Consider the following 17,357-nt stretch of genomic DNA (forward strand, 5'->3'; position numbering starts at 1 on the left):
ATATATTTACGCACAAAATTTTTATATATGCTTCCTCTAAAAATGACTTGGAATCCCTCTACCGGCCTAGACTTAGGATTTTTGACAATTCACTATTACAGTTTAATGTTTGTCCTTGCTTTTTCATTAGGCTGGTATTTGATGAAGCGAGTGTACAAATATGAGGGAGTTGAAGAAGAAAAACTTGATCCATTATTTATATACTCGGTTCTGGCAATTTTATTAGGAGCACGCTTAGGACACGTATTTTTCTATCAAACTGAATTACTCTGGGAGGATCCTCTTTCTGTGTTGCTTCCTTTTAGATTTGTACCTGAAATTGAATATACCGGTTTTCAAGGATTAGCTAGTCACGGAGCTGCTATAGGGATGATCTTTGCAATGTATTTATATAACAAGAAAATTCTTAAGAAAAGTGTTCTTTGGCTTTTAGACAGAGTAATACTTCCAGTTTCTTTGGGAGCTATATTTGTACGTATAGGTAACTTTTTTAATTCTGAAATGGTAGGTAAAATTACCGATTCAAATTTGGGAATAAAATTTGTTCAAGATCAATACAATAAATATGAGGTTCAGCGAATTACCGGAATAGCTGACGAGCATAAAGCTTTTAGAGCCTTAACAGATGATCCACAATTTGCAAATTATATTGCAGAAATTCCATACCGCTTTCCAGGTCAACTTATGGAAGCAACAGGTTACATTTTTGTATTCTTAATTCTAATGTTTGTTTACTGGAAAACTAATCTACGCAAAAAAGAAGGACTTATATTTGGTCTATTTCTAGTATTACTATGGACTGTTCGTTTTATAGTAGAATTCTTCAAAAGGGCTCAAGTAGAAGGTAGAGAAAATTGGGTATTTGGATTAAATACGGGTCAAATATTGAGCGTTCCATTTATACTTATTGGTATTTTCTTAATAGTACGCGGTCTAAATCAAAAGCAAAACCCTCAATATTAAGATTATGAAAGTCTATAAATTCTTATATATTTTATCTTTTCTATGCATCTTTTATTCGTGCAAAGAAGAAAGTAACTCAGAAGGAGAATCGCTAGATCAAGCTCCTATTACTTTCACTAAAGAGGGGGAGTTAAAAATATTTAAGAACGATAGTACTATTATAGATCTCGATGTAGAATTTGCTGAGACAGAATACGAGACATCAACAGGTTTGATGTATAGAGAATCTATGGAAGGCAACCAAGCGATGCTTTTTATATTTAATGATGAGCGCCCTCATAATTTTTATATGAAGAATACGTACATACCTCTAGACTTATTCTTTATCACAAAAGAGAAATCTATTGCAACAATTATAGAAAATGCGATGCCTCTTGATGAATCAAACTTACCTTCTCAAGTCCCTGTGACTTATGTTCTGGAAACAAACGCAGGATTTGCAAAATTGCATACTATTACAGAGGGAGATTCAATAAGCTGGACACGTAACTAAATGGATTATCAAAAAGTTCTTGATGAAATAAGTGCTGAAATAGGATTAATTGAAGGCTCTGGAAAAGTAGCCACCTATATTCCTGAACTCGGAAATGTACAACCTGATAAATTTGGAATTTATCTTCAGTGTACAGATGGTCAGGGTTACTCTGTGGGTGATGCGTTAGAGACATTTTCTATACAAAGTATATCAAAGGTACTTAGCCTTTCATTAGCTTTAAAATTAATCGGAAATCATATGTGGACACGCATAGGTGTTGAACCTTCAGGAGATCCTTTTAATTCACTCGTACAGCTCGAATATGAAAAGGGAATTCCTCGCAATCCATTTATTAATGCCGGAGCGCTTGTTGTTGCAGATATTTTAATTTCTGAACTTAAAAATCCGAAGGTAGATTTTTTGCAATACGTTAGAGACCTTGCAGAAGATCAAACTATTCAATACAATACCAAAGTTGCCGAATCTGAGATGGAACATAAATTCCGCAATGCGTCTTTGACACATTTAATGAAAGATTTTGGCAATATAAAGAATGATGTAAATGAGGTTCTTGATTTCTATTTTCATCAATGCTCCATTGCTATGAATTGCAAGCAACTGGCACAAACCTTCACCATATTTCTAAACTACGGGGAATATGATCTCAGTGCAGAAGCAGCTGTTTTAGATCCTACTTTAGCCAAACGTATTAATGCTCTTATGCTCACTTGTGGGTTTTATGATGAGTCTGGCGAATTTGCATTTAGCGTAGGTTTACCGGGTAAAAGTGGCGTGGGCGGAGGCATTGTAGCCTTGCATCCTAAATACTACAGCATCGCAGTCTGGAGTCCGCCATTAAATTCAAAAGGGAATTCAGAATTAGGTCTTAAAGCTCTTGAGCTTCTCACTACAAAAACCGAACAATCTGTATTTTAACTTTACTCAGATTTTGAATTAAAGTTAGAATCAAAAAAAAAGAGCCGATAGTTTTAAAACTATCGGCTCTTTTTTTGATTAAGTTTAGGAGTTAAGCCACCGGCTCTTCCTCAACTTCTACTTCTTGCTTTAATGCTTTCTTCTGAATAGTATCATACATAACCGGAGTAGCAATAAAGATTGACGAGTATGTACCTACAACCACACCTACAATCAATGCAAACATGAAGCCCATAATACTAGCTCCTCCAAATATGAAGATTGCAAGTAAAACGATTAAAGTTGTCATCGATGTATTTAACGTACGGCTTATTGTACTATTAATTGCTTGATTTATGATTAAGTCCATTTTGCGAGTAGGACCATATTCTTTCATAAACTCTCTAATACGGTCAAATACTACCACCGTATCATTCAGCGAGTATCCAATTACTGTAAGAATCGCAGCGATAAATGACTGATCAACTTCCATGTTAAATGGCATAAACTTATAAGTTAAAGAGAATATACCCAGTACAATTAATACATCATGGAATACTGCAGCAACAGCTCCCAATGAGAACTGCCATCTTCTAAAACGTAGAAGAATATATAAGAATACAACTACTAGAGAACCTAAAACTGCCCTGAATGAATCTTTTTTAATATCATCTGCAATGGTAGGACCAACTTTGTTGTATTCAAGAATACCTATTTTAGCTTCACTAGATCCACCTTTTACAAATTGCGCATAAGTAAGATCTGATGGCAAATAACTACCTAATGCAGTAAATAATTTCTGCTGAATATCATCATCAACTTCTGATGCTTCTTCATTAATTCTATACTTAGTAGTAATTTTTAATTGGTTTGATTCACCGTAGGTTTTAGCTTGTGCGCTTTCTAATTCGGCTACTAATTTACCTTCTACTTCACTCGCATTTACTGGTTGCTCAAATCGCACCGTATAATTACGACCACCTACAAAATCTACACCTTGATCTAAACCATTTGTAAATAAAGAAATTAAACTAACAATTATAAGAATACCACTTATCACGTAAGCAATTTTTCGCTTTGCTAGGAAATCCTTATTAAAGTTGGTAAATAAGTTACGTGTTGCAGCAGTAGAAAACATTAGTGATTTTCCATTTTTACCGTAACCATCTACAAACAGACGTGTAACAAAAATCGCTGTAAATAAAGATGTAGCAATACCTATCATTAAGGTAGTTGCAAAACCTTGAATAGGTCCTGTACCAAATAAGAATAAAATTAATGCAGTAAGGAATGTTGTGATGTTTGCATCAAGAATAGAAGATAGTGCATTACTAAAACCATCCTTAATAGCATCTTTCTGAGATTTACCTTTAGCAAGCTCTTCTTTAATACGCTCAAAAATAAGCACGTTTGCATCTACAGACATACCTATAGTAAGTACAATACCTGCAATTCCAGGTAATGTAAGAACAGCACCTAAACCAGCTAATATTCCGAAGATAAATAGAATGTTAACTGCCAGTGCGATATCTGCAAATAGACCTGCTTTACCATAATAGAATACCATCCATACAAGAACAAGTACTAATGCTAATACAAATGATATTAAACCGCTATTAATCGCTTCCTGACCTAGTGAAGGACCAACAACATCATAAGATATAATTTTTGCTGAAGCAGGTAATTTACCAGCCTTAAGTACGTTTGCTAAATCCTGAGCTTGAGTTACTGTAAAACTACCTGAAATCTCTGTAGCACCACCTGTAATTTCTGCTTTAGCAGTTGCTGCAGAATAAACAACGTCATCTAGAACAATCGCAATTGCACTACCTTCATTTGCAACTTCTCCCGTTAACTTTGCCCATTTACCAGGACCTTGACCTTCAAAATCAATCCCTACAGATGGCAATCCTGATTGTGTGTATTGTTGACGTGAATCCTGAACAACATCACCATCCATTGCCGGAGTTCCACTTCTATCTGACTGTAATGCATATAAACCTACAACGCTTGTTTCTTCCTCTGCAGTTCCCCATCTAAATTTTGCATAACGCAAATCTTGTGGGCGCAGTCTTACGATTTCGGGCTTTGATAAGTAGCTGTTAATTGTAGCTGTATCTTTTGCTTGCGCATAACCAATTACAGCAGCCTGACCATATTGCTGAATAGCAGGATTAAAACTAAACAGTTCAAATAATGGATTATTTTGACTTCCTGTACTTACTGAATCTTCTTCACTTGCCAATAATTCTTCAATTGAATCATCTTTAGTTTCCGTAGAATCTGCTGTAGTTTCCTCAACCTCTTCCGAAGTTGCAGGAGCAACAAGATCTTTAAGAACCGTGTTTACTTCAAATAAGTAAGGTGCAACATTTGCTGCATAATGTGTTTTATAAAACTCTAATTGTGCAGTACTTTCTAATTGAAATTTTACACGCTCAATATCTGTAGCACCAGGTAATTCTATAAGAATTCTTGATTGATTATCTAAACGCTGAATATTAGGTTGAGTAACACCAAATTTATCAATACGATTACGCAGTACTTCAAAAGCAGACTTGATCGATTCATCAACCTCTTTCTTTATTACCGGCTCAACATCTGCATTACTCATATTGAAGTTTACCTTCTCACCTAGAGTAGTATTTGCAAATATATCTGGAGATGCTAATTTGTTATCTCCCGGCAACGCTTCAAAAGCATCAAAAAAGTCTTCTAAAAAGCTATTTTGACTATCCTTTTGTGCTTCTGCCGCTTGATCTAATGCTTGATTAAAGGCAGGATCAGTACTATTATTACTTAAACCTCTTAAGATATCTGCTACAGAAATCTCAAGAATAGCATTCATACCTCCTTTAAGATCCAAACCTTTGTTTAGTTCTTTTGCTTTTGCATCGTTATAGGTAATACCCAATGCGATAGGATTGTTTCCTACAGAATCTAAATAACGGCGCTCAACTTCCCCCCGTCTATCTACATAATCTTCTACAGTATTAGATACTTGACGCTCTGCGTAAGCCGAAGCTTCATCTTCTGCCTTATTTGTAAAATACGTAAATGAAAGCTGGTACAAACTTACCAACCCAAATAAAATCGCAAATACTCGTATGAGTCCTTTATTCTGCATTATCCTATAAATATTTATTAATTCTACCCGAACTTTTTTCGGGCAATTTTTTAAAACGTGCAAATATAGGGTTTCAATGCAGAAATGCCAATAAATATATTTTAGATTCCTTTAACTTTTAGTTATTAAAATATAAAGAATAACGAATGATCAATCACCTGATTTTAAGAATTTTAAATTAATAATTATCTCCATAAAATTATGCGGCACATTTCATTACACTTAAGGCATGCTTTCAAAGCTCTATTTTTTAGCTCTCAAAAAGATTTTCAAACTCCTGAGCCTAACACCTTAATTTATAGAATAAATGATTCATTTTTTAAATTTAAATAGTACTGCTCCTTTTTAGCTATAAATAAAAAAAGCCACCCGGTTAGGTGGCTTTCTATTTAAACTTTAGAGCTGTTTAAAATTCTAATAATCCATTAGTCTTACGTACAGCATCTGCACTCTCCTGAAGTTTTGCTTTTTCAGCATCACTTAATTCTATAGTAACAATTTTCTCAATACCATTTTTTCCTAAAAGTACAGGAACACCTATACATATATCTTCAAGACCATATTCACCATTCAACATTACAGAACAAGGGAACATTTTCTTTTGATCACAAGCGATAGCCTGTACCATTCCCGATACTGCTGCTCCTGGAGCATACCAAGCTGATGTTCCTAATAATTTTGTAAGTGTAGCGCCTCCTACCTTAGTATCTTCAAGCACTTGATCTAAACGATCTTCAGCTAAAAATTCTGAAGCTAAAACACTGTTACGAGTTGCTAATCGTGTAAGTGGAATCATACCAGTATCACTATGTCCACCTATTACCATACCATCTACATCAGAAATAGGACATTCTAATGCTTCAGCAAGACGGTATTTAAAACGTGCACTATCAAGAGCACCACCCATTCCTATAATTTGATTTTTAGGAAGTCCTGTTGCTTTATGAACTAAATAGGCCATCGTATCCATAGGGTTACTAACTACTATAATTATAACATTTGGAGAATGCTTAATTAAATTAGTCGCAACATCTTTTACAATACCTGCATTTATCCCTATTAATTCTTCTCTTGTCATACCTGGTTTACGAGGTATTCCACTAGTAATTACCGCAACATCACTATTTGCAGTTTTAGAATAATCGCCAGTGGTACCGGTTATGCGGGTATCAAAAGCATTTAATGAAGCAGTTTGCATTAAATCCATTGCTTTTCCTTCAGCAAATCCTTCTTTAATATCTAAAAGAACTACATCTGAGGCAAAATTTTTCATAGCAATATATTCGGCACAACTTGCACCTACTGCTCCTGCTCCTACTACGGTAACTTTCATTCTATTTTATTTAAGTGAATAATTATTGATTGACCACAACCCTTAAAATTACACGTTAACGATTGCGCATTTCAAAAATACAATTTCTCAAAGAGTATAATAGCAACTAAGGTTTTAAAATTGACCCAAATAACAATGACTTTCATCTCTGAAAGTCATTGTTATAATTAATGATTCTTTTTTTACCTAAAACTAAATGCGATGCCTGCAGTTACATTACTATATTCTTGAACGGTATAATCTGCAAAGATCTTAAAAAATGCCAGATTCAAACGAGCACCTAATGAAGCTCTTACACTAGATGGAGTGTAAGATAGATTGATAGGATCCACGATTGTCGCATTATTCGTTGCACTACCATTAGTTGCATATTCATACGTACCTAAGACATTTAATTCAGACTTACCACCAGTAAATCCTAGACCTCCATAAACCGTTACAATAGGAAAGTCTAAAGAGGCTATACCCTGAACTGTATAGGAGTTTAATTTAAATTCTGCAGCTTGATTAGAACCATCTATACTTGATTCAGACTGAATATCATAATCTACATTCATAGTAGTAAATGCTCCTAAAACTGAAACATTTAAAGGCAACCTATCTAAAGGGCCAAAATATTGCATAATATTATGCTTAAACCCAGCACCAAATAGTTTACCCTTAACGTGATCGCTACCTACTTCGGGTACAAATCGCACCATAAGATCTGTGCTTTTAAACACACCTAAACTTGCTTGAATTGCCGGAGCCGGTACTGCATTTATAGGTAGATCGTCTTTTACCCCTTCTGGCATTGTAAAAGTGACATTTCCTTCGCTTGTATTAAATGTAATTTCAGACGGCGCTCCATTACCCGCTACCGTAGGTGTAACATCTGAACTAGCGGTATAATTATTTTGAAAGTCAAGCTGACTCAACAAAAAGATCTCTTTTTCAGAAGGTACAATTGCACCATTAAAACCTATTGTAATATCAAAGCCTAATTGTTTATGTGTTTTTGCAGTATGATACCATCCTCCAGACATACTATATACAAGTCCCTCCATCGCTGGTGCAATATAAGCTCCCATAAGGGTGTTAGAGTCTGCAGCCCCTGCTTTAACAATTGATTCAAATCCGTCATCCTGACTATACCCCGTAAAAGCGCAAAATGCGATTGAAAAACTTAGTATTATTTTTTTCATTTTTTGATTGATTTGGTTCCTCTCAAAAATAGTAAAACGACTGTTAATCAAAACTTAATACGCAAAAAAAAGCCTGCTTTAGTAAAAGCAGGCTAAATTATAATTTTAAGAGTAAAATAAATTACACATCAATATTTGCATAAATCGCATTTTTCTCAATAAACTCTCTCCTTGGCGGAACCTCATCTCCCATTAACATGGAGAATATACGATCTGCTTCTGTACCGTTATCAATTGTAACTTGGCGCAAAGTTCTAAATTCTGGATTCATAGTAGTATCCCACAATTGCTCAGCATTCATCTCTCCAAGACCCTTGTAACGCTGTATACCTGCACTACCACCCATCGCGTCATTATACTCATCACGCTCCTTCTCAGACCATGCATAACGCATTTTTTTACCTTTTTTCACAAGATATAATGGCGGAGTAGCAATATAAACGTGTCCACCCTCAACCAGTTCTCTCATATATCTAAAGAAAAAAGTAAGAATCAAAGTTGCAATATGGCTACCATCGACATCGGCATCACACATAATAACAATTTTATGATAACGCAGTTTTGACAAATTCAAAGCCTTGCTATCTTCTTCTGTACCTATCGTTACACCTAGAGCTGTAAAAATATTTTTGATTTCTTCATTTTCAAAAACCTTATGTTGCATCGCTTTCTCAACATTCAAAATTTTACCACGCAGGGGTAAAATTGCTTGAAAATTACGATCACGTCCCATTTTTGCAGTACCACCTGCCGAATCTCCCTCGACAAGAAACACTTCACAAGCAGCAGGATCAGTTTCTGAACAGTCAGCTAATTTTCCAGGTAAACCACCTATACTCATAACTGTTTTACGCTGTACCATTTCACGCGCTTTCTTAGCGGCGTGACGAGCCTGAGCTGCAAGAATTACCTTCTGAACAATAGTTTTTGCATCGTCTGGATGCTCTTCAAGATAAATTTCAAGCATTTCTGAAACTGCTTGAGATACCGCTGAAGTCACTTCTCTGTTACCTAATTTTGTTTTAGTCTGACCCTCAAATTGTGGCTCTGCAACTTTTACAGAAATAATTGCTGTAAGACCTTCTCTAAAATCGTCTCCGGCAATGTCAAACTTCAATTTGTCTAGCAATCCAGAAGCATCTGCATATTTCTTTAAAGAAGTAGTTAATCCACGTCTAAAACCAGCTAAATGTGTACCACCCTCATGAGTATTGATATTATTTACATACGAATGCAAATTTTCTGCATAGCTATCGTTATAAATCATAGCTACCTCAACAGGAATATCATTTTTCTCACCTTCCATTGAGATCACATGACCGATTATAGGCTGACGATTACCATCCATAAAACGTACAAACTCTTTCAAACCTTCTTCAGAATGAAAAGTTTCTACATCATATTCACCTTTGTCATTTTTACGACGCTTATCAATTAGCGTAATGGTAATTCCCTTATTTAAATAAGAAAGTTCACGCATACGACTAGCCAGCGTATCGTAATTAAATTCTATTGTTTGCTGAAATATCGTTGGATCTGGAAGAAATGTTACAGCTGTACCTCTATCTGTTGTATCTCCTATAGCTTTAACAGGGTACATCGCTTTCCCCTTCTCATATTCCTGTTCCCAGATTTTCCCATCTCGATAAACAGTCGCACGCAAATGATCTGAAAGAGCATTAACACAACTTACACCTACTCCGTGAAGACCTCCTGAAACTTTATAAGAATCCTTATCAAATTTACCTCCGGCACCTATTTTAGTCATTACAACCTGTAAGGCAGAGACTCCTTCTTTCTTATGTAGGTCAACAGGTATCCCCCGACCATTATCTTTAACAGATATTGAGTTATTTTCATTTATAACAACATCTATGGCGTCACAGTGACCTGCCATAGCTTCATCTATCGAGTTGTCAACAACCTCATAAACCAAGTGGTGCAAACCACGCACTCCTACATCTCCAATATACATTGAGGGACGCATACGCACGTGCTCCATTCCCTCTAGCGCCTGAATGCTGTCTGCCGAATATTGCTTCTTATTGGCTTCTTCGCTCATATAAATTTATTTAATTAAGTGTTCTGTTTATTCTTAAAGCGGAAACTATGTGCTTTATAATTTTATTGCTCAAAATCAAAAAATAACCCGTAATAAGTCGTGTTTTTTGATAGCTAACAAATATAAAAAATCGCATCCCTATATATAGACAAAAGCCACGCCAAAGACGTTAAGTTATCAACAAAATGTGAAAAAAAGCACAAAAATAAGTTATTCCCAGATCTCAACTTAATTAAGCAAAAAAAAGCCGCTTTCTCATCGAGAAAGCGGCTCCAAAAGTAAAACCTCAACTGTTAAGCCAGTTGTTTTTTAATATACGCATCAGAATGAACATTAGCAACTGCACGTCCCGATGGGTCATTCATATTTTTAAATGCTTCATCCCACTCCAAAGCAATCTTGGTACTGCAGGCAACCGAAGCTTCCTGAGGAACTGACCAAGCTGCAGCGTCACTTGGGAAGTGATCTGTAAAAATACTTCTGTAGTAGTATTCTTCTTTGTTTGTAGGTGTTTGAATAGGAAATTTATATTTCGCATTTGCAAGTTGCTCGTCAGACACCTTTTCATTAGCTACCTCTTTAAGTGTATCTATCCAGCTGTAACCCACCCCGTCAGAAAATTGCTCTTTTTGTCTCCACGCAACGCTCTCTGGTAAATAAGATTCAAAAGCTTTACGAAGCACCCATTTTTCCATACGCTCACCATTAATCATTTTGTCTTGTGGGTTAATTCGCATAGCTACATCCATAAATTCTTTATCTAAGAATGGAACCCGACCTTCAATCCCCCAAGCGGCTAGTGATTTATTTGCTCTTAGGCAGTCATACATATGAAGCTTACCTAGTTTTCGCACAGTCTCTTCGTGAAATTCCTGAGCATTAGGCGCCTTATGAAAATATAGATATCCTCCAAAAACTTCATCTGCACCCTCGCCCGAAAGCACCATCTTAACACCCATTGATTTTATTACACGGGCCATGAGATACATCGGCGTAGAAGCTCTAATCGTTGTAATATCATAAGTCTCCAAGTTATAGATTACATCTTTTATTGCATCAAGTCCTTCCTGTATCGTAAATTTTATTTCATGATGTACAGTACCTATATGATCTGCAACTTTCTGAGCTGCTGCTAAATCTGGCGAACCTTCCAAACCTACAGAGAAGGAATGTAATCGAGGCCACCAAGCACCGTCTGTATCTCCAGATTCGATACGTTTTTCTGCATATTTTTTAGCGACTGCAGAGGTGATCGAAGAATCTAATCCTCCCGAAAGTAAAACTCCATAAGGCACGTCAGACATAAGTTGACGGTGCACAGCTGCTTCAAGAGCATCTCTTAATTTTTCTATGCTTGTTTCATTCTCTTTTACTGCTTCATACTCCATCCAATCGCGCTTATACCACTGTCGCAATTCACCATCAGCACTATGTAGATAATGACCTGGAGGAAACAATTTAATTTTAGTACAAGTACCTTCTAATGCTTTAAGTTCTGAAGCTACGTAAAAAGTACCGTGCTCATCCCAACCCATATAAAGTGGTATAATACCCATATGATCACGAGCTATAAAATACTCATCCTTCTCTGCATCATATAGTGAAAAAGCAAAAATACCATTCAGCTCATCTAGAAAATCAGGTCCTTTTTCTTGATATAATGCAAGTATTACTTCACAATCTGATTCGGTTTGAAAGTTATAACTCCCCTCAAACTGCTTGCGTAATTTCTGATGATTATAAATTTCGCCATTGGCTGCTAGTACAAGTTTACCATCAGGACTCAATAGCGGCTGCTTACCAGAAGCAGGATCAACTATAGATAAACGCTCATGAGCTAATATTGCTTTTTCGTCTGCATAAACTCCATTCCAATCTGGACCACGATGACGTATTTTTTTTGACATCTCTAGCAACTGAGGTCTTAAGACTTCAGATGATTGCTTTAATTCATAGGCACATACTATCCCGCACATAATCGTATTGTTTTAATTTGATAGTTCAAAGATGCCTATTCAATTCTAATTCACAAACACAAAACTATATTATGCTTACATACGTTAACTTCAAAAGTCGATAAACTATTTATATGTAATTGTATTTTATGAAAAATTGCACTTTAAATTTAAAATAGAAATCTCACTTCTTTTAATAAACCATTAACAAACCTAATCTTATACCCATTGTACATTTGTGAGAATATATAAATCCAACATAAATAAAATTTTTAATGAAATCTCTTATAATTAGCAGCTTCCTGCTTACCTTTTTAGTAATGGGCAATTCACTTAATGCTCAAAAATTTAGTGAGTTAGATAAAAGTCCGTTAGACATCGCAATGTTTAGAGGGCAAGATAAAGCACCGCGTGTACGGGTTATTTATAGCAGACCGCAACGTAAAGGTCGCGATGTTTTTGCTGCTAAGGACGGAATACAGAAGTACGGAGAAATATGGCGAACCGGTGCTAATGAATCAACAGAAATAAAATTTTATAAAGATATGATGCTTGGAGACAAAAAAGTGGCTGCAGGCACCTATACGTTGTTTACAATACCTGGAGAAAAAGAATGGACGGTAATATTAAATAAGGATCTTGACACTTGGGGAGCCTATGGCTACAAACAAGAACGCGATTTATTACGTATTACTACACCAGCCCGCAAAACTGCGGCGCCTATCGAGTCTTTTTCAATCTCATTTCAACCTACTGAAGCAGGATCTGATATGTTTTTAGGATGGGATGACTCTTATATACAAGTACCCGTAGAAGAAGTAGAATAATAGAATATATATAGATTAAAAAAGGCTTTCATAAACTGAAAGCCTTTTTTTTATTAGGGTATATTTAAATATTTATGAGTCTGCAGACTTATTTTCCATTTAGGATTAGCCATTACATAATCAACAATGAGCGGTGTCATTTTATCTCTTACACTCCATTCTGACTGCAAGTATAATTCGCAATTCTCGTTAATCATTGCTGCATGTTCTTCAGCAAAGGCAAAATCAGATTTATTAAAAATAATCACTTTAAGTTCGTGCGCTTCTTTATATATACGTGGTTTCGGAAGCATTCGCTTTTTTGGAGACAAACAGATCCAATCCCATTCTCCACTCAACTCATAAGCTCCAGACGTTTCAATATGAACTTTTAAACCTTCAGCTTTAAGCAAACTGGTAAGATGTCGCATATCCCACATAAGCGGCTCTCCACCTGTTATTACAATCGTTTTACTATATTTTACAGCATTTGCAACAATCGCAGTTGCTTCTGTAGGTGGATGAATTGCAGCATCCCAGCTTTCTTTTACATCACACCAGTGACATCCTACATCACAACCACCTACACGTATAAAATATGCAGGCGTCCCAGTGTGCGCTCCTTCACCTTGAATTGTATAAAATTCTTCCATCAGCGGAAGTAATTCTCCCAGCTTTACCCGGTTTGCTGTTGCTTCTTTTGTCATAAGCTGCAAAGATACGCCTCAATAAAATCGTTGCCAAAGCTTGACAGTCTTATTTTAATATGCAAACAACTCAAAAATTAGAACCTATTTTTATACATCTACACATCTCCTATTTCTTGTATTAATCCTTATTTTTAGCCAAATTTCAATTTATGGATACCGAAGCTTTTAGAGAGCATATCGTCACAGGCAATACGTTTAAGGGCGAATACATCACTGTAGGAGGCGCAATGCTTAATGGTCAAACCATTACAGATGCACATATTAAGATTCCTTTGCGTACTTTAAATCGGCATGGTCTCATTGCAGGAGCAACCGGTACCGGTAAGACAAAAACCTTACAGATTCTTGCAGAAAATCTTTCAGAAAAAGGTGTTCCGGTTCTATTGATGGATATGAAAGGTGATTTAAGCGGAATTGCCAAAGCAGGTTCTAATCATCCTAAAATTTATGAACGACATCAAAAAATAGGTTTACCCTATACACCTAAAGATTTCCCAGTAGAATTACTTACGATTTCTGAGCAGAATGGCGTTCGGTTAAGAGCCACTGTAAGTGAGTTTGGACCTGTACTTTTTTCACGTATAATGGATGCATCTAATGCGCAATCAGGGATAATTGCAATTCTATTTAAATATTGTGATGACAAGAGTTTACCTCTATTAGACCTGAAAGATTTTAAAAAGGTTCTTCAATATGCTACAGATGAAGGCAAAGAAGAAATTCAAGATTTATACGGTAGAATTTCTACTGCTTCGGCAGGTGCCATATTGCGCAAGATTGTTCAACTAGAACAGCAAGGAGGAGACATCTTTTTTGGAGAGAAATCTTTTGAAGTTGATGATTTGCTGAAACTCGATGAGACCGGAAGAGGAAAAATTAATATTATTCGGCTTACAGATATTCAAGATCGTCCCCAACTTTTCTCAACTTTTATGTTGAGTTTACTTGCAGAGATTTATAGTACTTTTCCTGAGCGAGGAGATAGTGAGCGTCCTGAACTTGTAATTTTTATTGATGAAGCTCATTTGATTTTTAAAGAAGCTTCTAAAGCGCTACATAGCCAAATAGAAAGTATTGTAAAACTAATACGCAGTAAAGGAGTTGGTCTTTATTTTGTTACTCAAAACCCCACCGATGTTCCAGAAGGTGTTTTAAGTCAGTTAGGTTTAAAAATACAACATGCGCTTCGGGCATTTACGGCTAAAGACCGTAAAGCTATTAAGCTTACTGCAGAGAACTATCCCGATTCTGAATATTATGATACTAAAGAAGTTTTAACTTCATTGGGAACCGGTGAAGCATTAGTTTCTGCTCTTGACGAGAAGGGGCGTCCTACTCCACTCGCTGCAACAATGATGCGTGCACCTATGTCCCGAATGGATATTTTGACAAATCAAGAACTAGACGATCTTTACAAAAAATCTGTTTTGGCTCCAAAATATAATAACTCAATAGATCGAGAAAGCGCATACGAAATGTTAACAGCAAAAATAAAAAAAGCTGAAAGTGAGGAGGTAAAAGAAAAAGCTAAAGAAGAGCGTGCAACAGTTAAAAGAAGCACACGTACTTCATCAAAAAGTAGCGCAACTGAAAAAGCAATCTTAAAGGTTCTTACTAGTGCCACTGTTATACGTGGTGTATTAGGTATCTTGGGAAAAATGATTAAATAACAACCTAACATTTAAATAATATATGAAACGTTTATTACTCTTAACTCTTATCGCAAATCTTATTCTGGTATCGTGTGATTCAGACAAACCCTATGAAGTAACTCCAGATAGCGTGGGACCACTTACAAAGAATACAACTCTAGATGAACTCAAAACAATTTTTGAAAATGACAGTGTTGTAGATCAAAATTCAGGATTAAGCGAAGAGCTGAATGTTAATGCTATTGAAATTTATGAAAAAGGAGGCGCTCAATTATTAAGCTTGATGCCAGTAAAAGACAACCAACCAAAAACTATAAGAACTGTACAAATATTTGATGAACGGTATACAACGCAGGAAGGCATTAATTTAAACAGTACGTTTAAAGATATATCTGATGCTTATGAGATATCGCGTATTGAAACTTTGATAAGCAGTGTAGTGGTATTTGTAGATGAGATAAATGCTTACTTTACCATCGACAGAAAAGAACTTGCCGGTGAATTACGCTTTGATATGGATGCCAAAGTATCCCAAGCCGAAATTCCCGATTCTGCAAAAATTAAATATTTTATGATTGGCTGGTAATAACCAATTCAAAATAGAAAAATGAAAAAAGAGCGTTATCTGGTACAGAAAAATCCTTTTGTAGTACCTACCACAGATGGTAAATATATAGGGGAACATTTTGGTAATGCCAGCGATGGTAATACGGAAATAAGCATTGCTCATATGATTGCTCCAGCAAATTGGAGCGAACCTTTTCAAACTCCAGAATTTGATGAGTACACCTTTATAATTTCAGGCAAGAAGATGTTTATAATTGACGATGAAAGTATACTACTTGAGGCAGGTCAATCGATTAAAATAATTGCCGGTACACGCGTGCAATACAGTAATCCGTTTTCAGAACCTTGCACCTATCTATCAATCTGTAAACCAGCTTTTCACTTTAAAAAGGTTCACAGAGAAGAAGTGTAGCTTTTTTACTAATATTTACTAATTCTTAGCTAAAGGAGCGTTAATCATTTATAGATCTAATAATCATTCTATTACTTTTGATTCATAACTTAGATTATTTATTATGATTAAGATTTTAGCATTAGTAATGGTGATAGGAGGAGCAATTGCACTTGTGGTAGGAGTTCTAGGTATATTTGGAAGTTTAAGCACGGGTTTAAGTCCCTGGGCAATGGCTATATTAGGAGGAGTTTTCTTTTTATCTGGTATATCATTACTGAAATATAGAAAGGACACCGATGTGATTGACACTGAAAACAAACGTTAGAAATCTCATAACCCGTATATTTGACCCTCTATAAAAGAGGGTTTTTTTATGAATAAATATTTAGTAAAAATGCTTCCTAAAATATTAGGAAACTACGTTAATACATTAGCAATTATTAGTCCTCAAGCTGCTGCTAAAAAGGCTTTTAAAATATTTAGTAAACCTAGACGCGGCAAAATAGGACCTCATCATGAAGGTTTTTTAAAACCTAATCTCGAGCCTGCAATAGAAATAAATAATCTAAAAATACAACCCTATAAATGGGAAGGCGGAAAGAAAACTATTTTACTTGTGCACGGTTGGGAAAGTCATTCGCATCGTTGGAAAGAAATGATAGGCAGACTTAAGAGTGAGAATTATACCATAATAGCTTTTGACGCTCCTGCCCACGGTTACAGCACAGGTAAATATTTATATGTTCCTATTTATCACGAAGTATTAAGTGAAGTTCTAGTACGCTATCAACCCGATTATATGATAGGACACTCAATAGGCGCTATGACCGTTTTATTCAATCAATCACAAACAGACACTTATAAACCTGAAAAGCTGGTTGTTTTAGGTGCTCCAGATCGATTAGATAGTATTCTTATTGATTATCAGCGTATTTTAAAACTGAATGACCGCGTTATGCAAGCGCTGGAAAATTACTTTCAAAAACGTTTTAACTTTAAGACTGCAGATTTTTCATCTTCGGTGTTTGCGAAAAATATTAAAACTCCGGCATTAATAATTCACGATATGGATGATACTATCACTCCGTTTTCAGGATCAAAATCTATTCATGCGACCTATAAAAATTCAGAATTTATAGAAACTAAAGGACTTAATCACTCGCTTTACGACCCTAAAGTTAATGATCAAATTGTTGACTTTTTAAAACGCTAAT

Annotated in this window: 15 protein-coding genes; 9 read left to right on the forward strand and 6 right to left on the reverse strand. The window is 35.7% G+C overall.

All coding sequences use genetic code 11. The features are described from left to right. The first annotated feature begins 27 nt into the window (after positions 1-27). From lgt to ABVM53_RS02780, 3 genes are read left to right on the forward strand one after another with little or no spacing between them, the layout of a single operon-like run. Positions 28-963, forward strand: a complete 936-nt coding sequence (gene lgt / locus ABVM53_RS02770) for a prolipoprotein diacylglyceryl transferase (RefSeq protein ID WP_405329228.1) — start codon at positions 28-30, stop codon at positions 961-963. Between the two features lie 4 nt (positions 964-967). Then, positions 968-1,456, forward strand: a complete 489-nt coding sequence (locus ABVM53_RS02775) for a DUF192 domain-containing protein (protein WP_405329231.1) — start codon at positions 968-970, stop codon at positions 1,454-1,456. After that, on the forward strand, positions 1,457-2,374 hold the full coding sequence (locus ABVM53_RS02780; RefSeq protein ID WP_405329234.1) for a glutaminase: 918 nt from the start codon (positions 1,457-1,459) through the stop codon (positions 2,372-2,374). A gap of 91 nt (positions 2,375-2,465) precedes the next feature. Here ABVM53_RS02780 and secDF read toward each other — a convergent pair whose 3' ends face one another. The 5 genes from secDF to asnB all read right to left on the reverse strand — a co-directional run bounded on the left by secDF (position 2,466) and on the right by asnB (position 12,035). Then, positions 2,466-5,480, reverse strand: a complete 3,015-nt coding sequence (secDF, locus tag ABVM53_RS02785; RefSeq protein ID WP_405329236.1) for a protein translocase subunit SecDF — start codon at positions 5,478-5,480, stop codon at positions 2,466-2,468. A 406-nt stretch (positions 5,481-5,886) separates the two neighbouring features. Beyond that, positions 5,887-6,813 carry a malate dehydrogenase gene (gene mdh, locus ABVM53_RS02790; RefSeq protein ID WP_405329239.1) on the reverse strand — a complete coding sequence of 309 codons (927 nt, stop codon included), beginning with the start codon at positions 6,811-6,813 and terminating at the stop codon, positions 5,887-5,889. 182 nt (positions 6,814-6,995) lie between these two features. Continuing rightward, the gene (locus ABVM53_RS02795; protein ID WP_405329242.1) at positions 6,996-7,997 is read right to left on the reverse strand and encodes a DUF6588 family protein; all 1,002 of its coding nucleotides are present in this window, start codon (positions 7,995-7,997) and stop codon (positions 6,996-6,998) included. Between the two features lie 121 nt (positions 7,998-8,118). Then, positions 8,119-10,059, reverse strand: coding sequence for a DNA topoisomerase (ATP-hydrolyzing) subunit B (gyrB, locus tag ABVM53_RS02800; RefSeq protein WP_128757620.1), 1,941 nt, complete (start codon positions 10,057-10,059; stop codon positions 8,119-8,121). 293 nt (positions 10,060-10,352) lie between these two features. Beyond that, a complete protein-coding gene (asnB, locus tag ABVM53_RS02805) occupies positions 10,353-12,035 on the reverse strand; it encodes an asparagine synthase B (protein WP_405329245.1) in 1,683 nt (560 codons plus the stop codon). Between the two features lie 254 nt (positions 12,036-12,289). On the opposite strand from asnB, the gene ABVM53_RS02810 reads away from it, so the two are divergent. Continuing rightward, the gene (locus ABVM53_RS02810; protein WP_371456958.1) at positions 12,290-12,841 is read left to right on the forward strand and encodes a DUF2911 domain-containing protein; all 552 of its coding nucleotides are present in this window, start codon (positions 12,290-12,292) and stop codon (positions 12,839-12,841) included. A 53-nt stretch (positions 12,842-12,894) separates the two neighbouring features. On the opposite strand, the gene ABVM53_RS02815 is transcribed toward ABVM53_RS02810, so the two are convergent. Beyond that, entirely contained in the window at positions 12,895-13,527 is a 633-nt protein-coding gene (locus tag ABVM53_RS02815) for a 7-carboxy-7-deazaguanine synthase QueE (RefSeq protein WP_405329248.1), read from the reverse strand. A gap of 152 nt (positions 13,528-13,679) precedes the next feature. On the opposite strand from ABVM53_RS02815, the gene ABVM53_RS02820 reads away from it, so the two are divergent. From ABVM53_RS02820 to ABVM53_RS02840, 5 genes are all read left to right on the forward strand, one after another. Next, a complete protein-coding gene (locus ABVM53_RS02820) occupies positions 13,680-15,200 on the forward strand; it encodes a helicase HerA-like domain-containing protein (protein WP_405329251.1) in 1,521 nt (506 codons plus the stop codon). Between the two features lie 22 nt (positions 15,201-15,222). Further along, positions 15,223-15,768 carry a hypothetical protein gene (locus ABVM53_RS02825; RefSeq protein ID WP_405329253.1) on the forward strand — a complete coding sequence of 182 codons (546 nt, stop codon included), beginning with the start codon at positions 15,223-15,225 and terminating at the stop codon, positions 15,766-15,768. A 21-nt stretch (positions 15,769-15,789) separates the two neighbouring features. Continuing rightward, on the forward strand, positions 15,790-16,161 hold the full coding sequence (locus ABVM53_RS02830; protein ID WP_405329256.1) for a cupin domain-containing protein: 372 nt from the start codon (positions 15,790-15,792) through the stop codon (positions 16,159-16,161). Positions 16,162-16,264: 103 nt separating this feature from the next. Then, entirely contained in the window at positions 16,265-16,468 is a 204-nt protein-coding gene (locus ABVM53_RS02835) for a hypothetical protein (protein WP_128757627.1), read from the forward strand. A gap of 48 nt (positions 16,469-16,516) precedes the next feature. Beyond that, positions 16,517-17,356: an alpha/beta hydrolase gene (locus ABVM53_RS02840; RefSeq protein ID WP_405329259.1), complete on the forward strand. Its 840-nt coding sequence runs from the start codon at positions 16,517-16,519 to the stop codon at positions 17,354-17,356. The last annotated feature ends 1 nt before the right edge of the window (position 17,357 follow it).

The organism is Leeuwenhoekiella sp. LLG6367-2.1 (assembly GCF_045055775.1).
In the GTDB taxonomy this organism is placed as follows: Bacteria; Bacteroidota; Bacteroidia; order Flavobacteriales; family Flavobacteriaceae; genus Leeuwenhoekiella; species Leeuwenhoekiella aequorea.

What these genes read in the sequence shown, in the direction of transcription:
- lgt (WP_405329228.1), top strand. Translation starts at nt 28, where the DNA reads ATGCTTCCTCTAAAAATGACTTGGAATCCCTCTACCGGCCTAGACTTA.
- ABVM53_RS02775 (WP_405329231.1), top strand. Translation starts at nt 968, where the DNA reads ATGAAAGTCTATAAATTCTTATATATTTTATCTTTTCTATGCATCTTT.
- ABVM53_RS02780 (WP_405329234.1), top strand. Translation starts at nt 1,457, where the DNA reads ATGGATTATCAAAAAGTTCTTGATGAAATAAGTGCTGAAATAGGATTA.
- secDF (WP_405329236.1), bottom strand. Translation starts at nt 5,480, where the DNA reads ATGCAGAATAAAGGACTCATACGAGTATTTGCGATTTTATTTGGGTTG.
- mdh (WP_405329239.1), bottom strand. Translation starts at nt 6,813, where the DNA reads ATGAAAGTTACCGTAGTAGGAGCAGGAGCAGTAGGTGCAAGTTGTGCC.
- ABVM53_RS02795 (WP_405329242.1), bottom strand. Translation starts at nt 7,997, where the DNA reads ATGAAAAAAATAATACTAAGTTTTTCAATCGCATTTTGCGCTTTTACG.
- gyrB (WP_128757620.1), bottom strand. Translation starts at nt 10,059, where the DNA reads ATGAGCGAAGAAGCCAATAAGAAGCAATATTCGGCAGACAGCATTCAG.
- asnB (WP_405329245.1), bottom strand. Translation starts at nt 12,035, where the DNA reads ATGTGCGGGATAGTATGTGCCTATGAATTAAAGCAATCATCTGAAGTC.
- ABVM53_RS02810 (WP_371456958.1), top strand. Translation starts at nt 12,290, where the DNA reads ATGAAATCTCTTATAATTAGCAGCTTCCTGCTTACCTTTTTAGTAATG.
- ABVM53_RS02815 (WP_405329248.1), bottom strand. Translation starts at nt 13,527, where the DNA reads ATGACAAAAGAAGCAACAGCAAACCGGGTAAAGCTGGGAGAATTACTT.
- ABVM53_RS02820 (WP_405329251.1), top strand. Translation starts at nt 13,680, where the DNA reads ATGGATACCGAAGCTTTTAGAGAGCATATCGTCACAGGCAATACGTTT.
- ABVM53_RS02825 (WP_405329253.1), top strand. Translation starts at nt 15,223, where the DNA reads ATGAAACGTTTATTACTCTTAACTCTTATCGCAAATCTTATTCTGGTA.
- ABVM53_RS02830 (WP_405329256.1), top strand. Translation starts at nt 15,790, where the DNA reads ATGAAAAAAGAGCGTTATCTGGTACAGAAAAATCCTTTTGTAGTACCT.
- ABVM53_RS02835 (WP_128757627.1), top strand. Translation starts at nt 16,265, where the DNA reads ATGATTAAGATTTTAGCATTAGTAATGGTGATAGGAGGAGCAATTGCA.
- ABVM53_RS02840 (WP_405329259.1), top strand. Translation starts at nt 16,517, where the DNA reads ATGAATAAATATTTAGTAAAAATGCTTCCTAAAATATTAGGAAACTAC.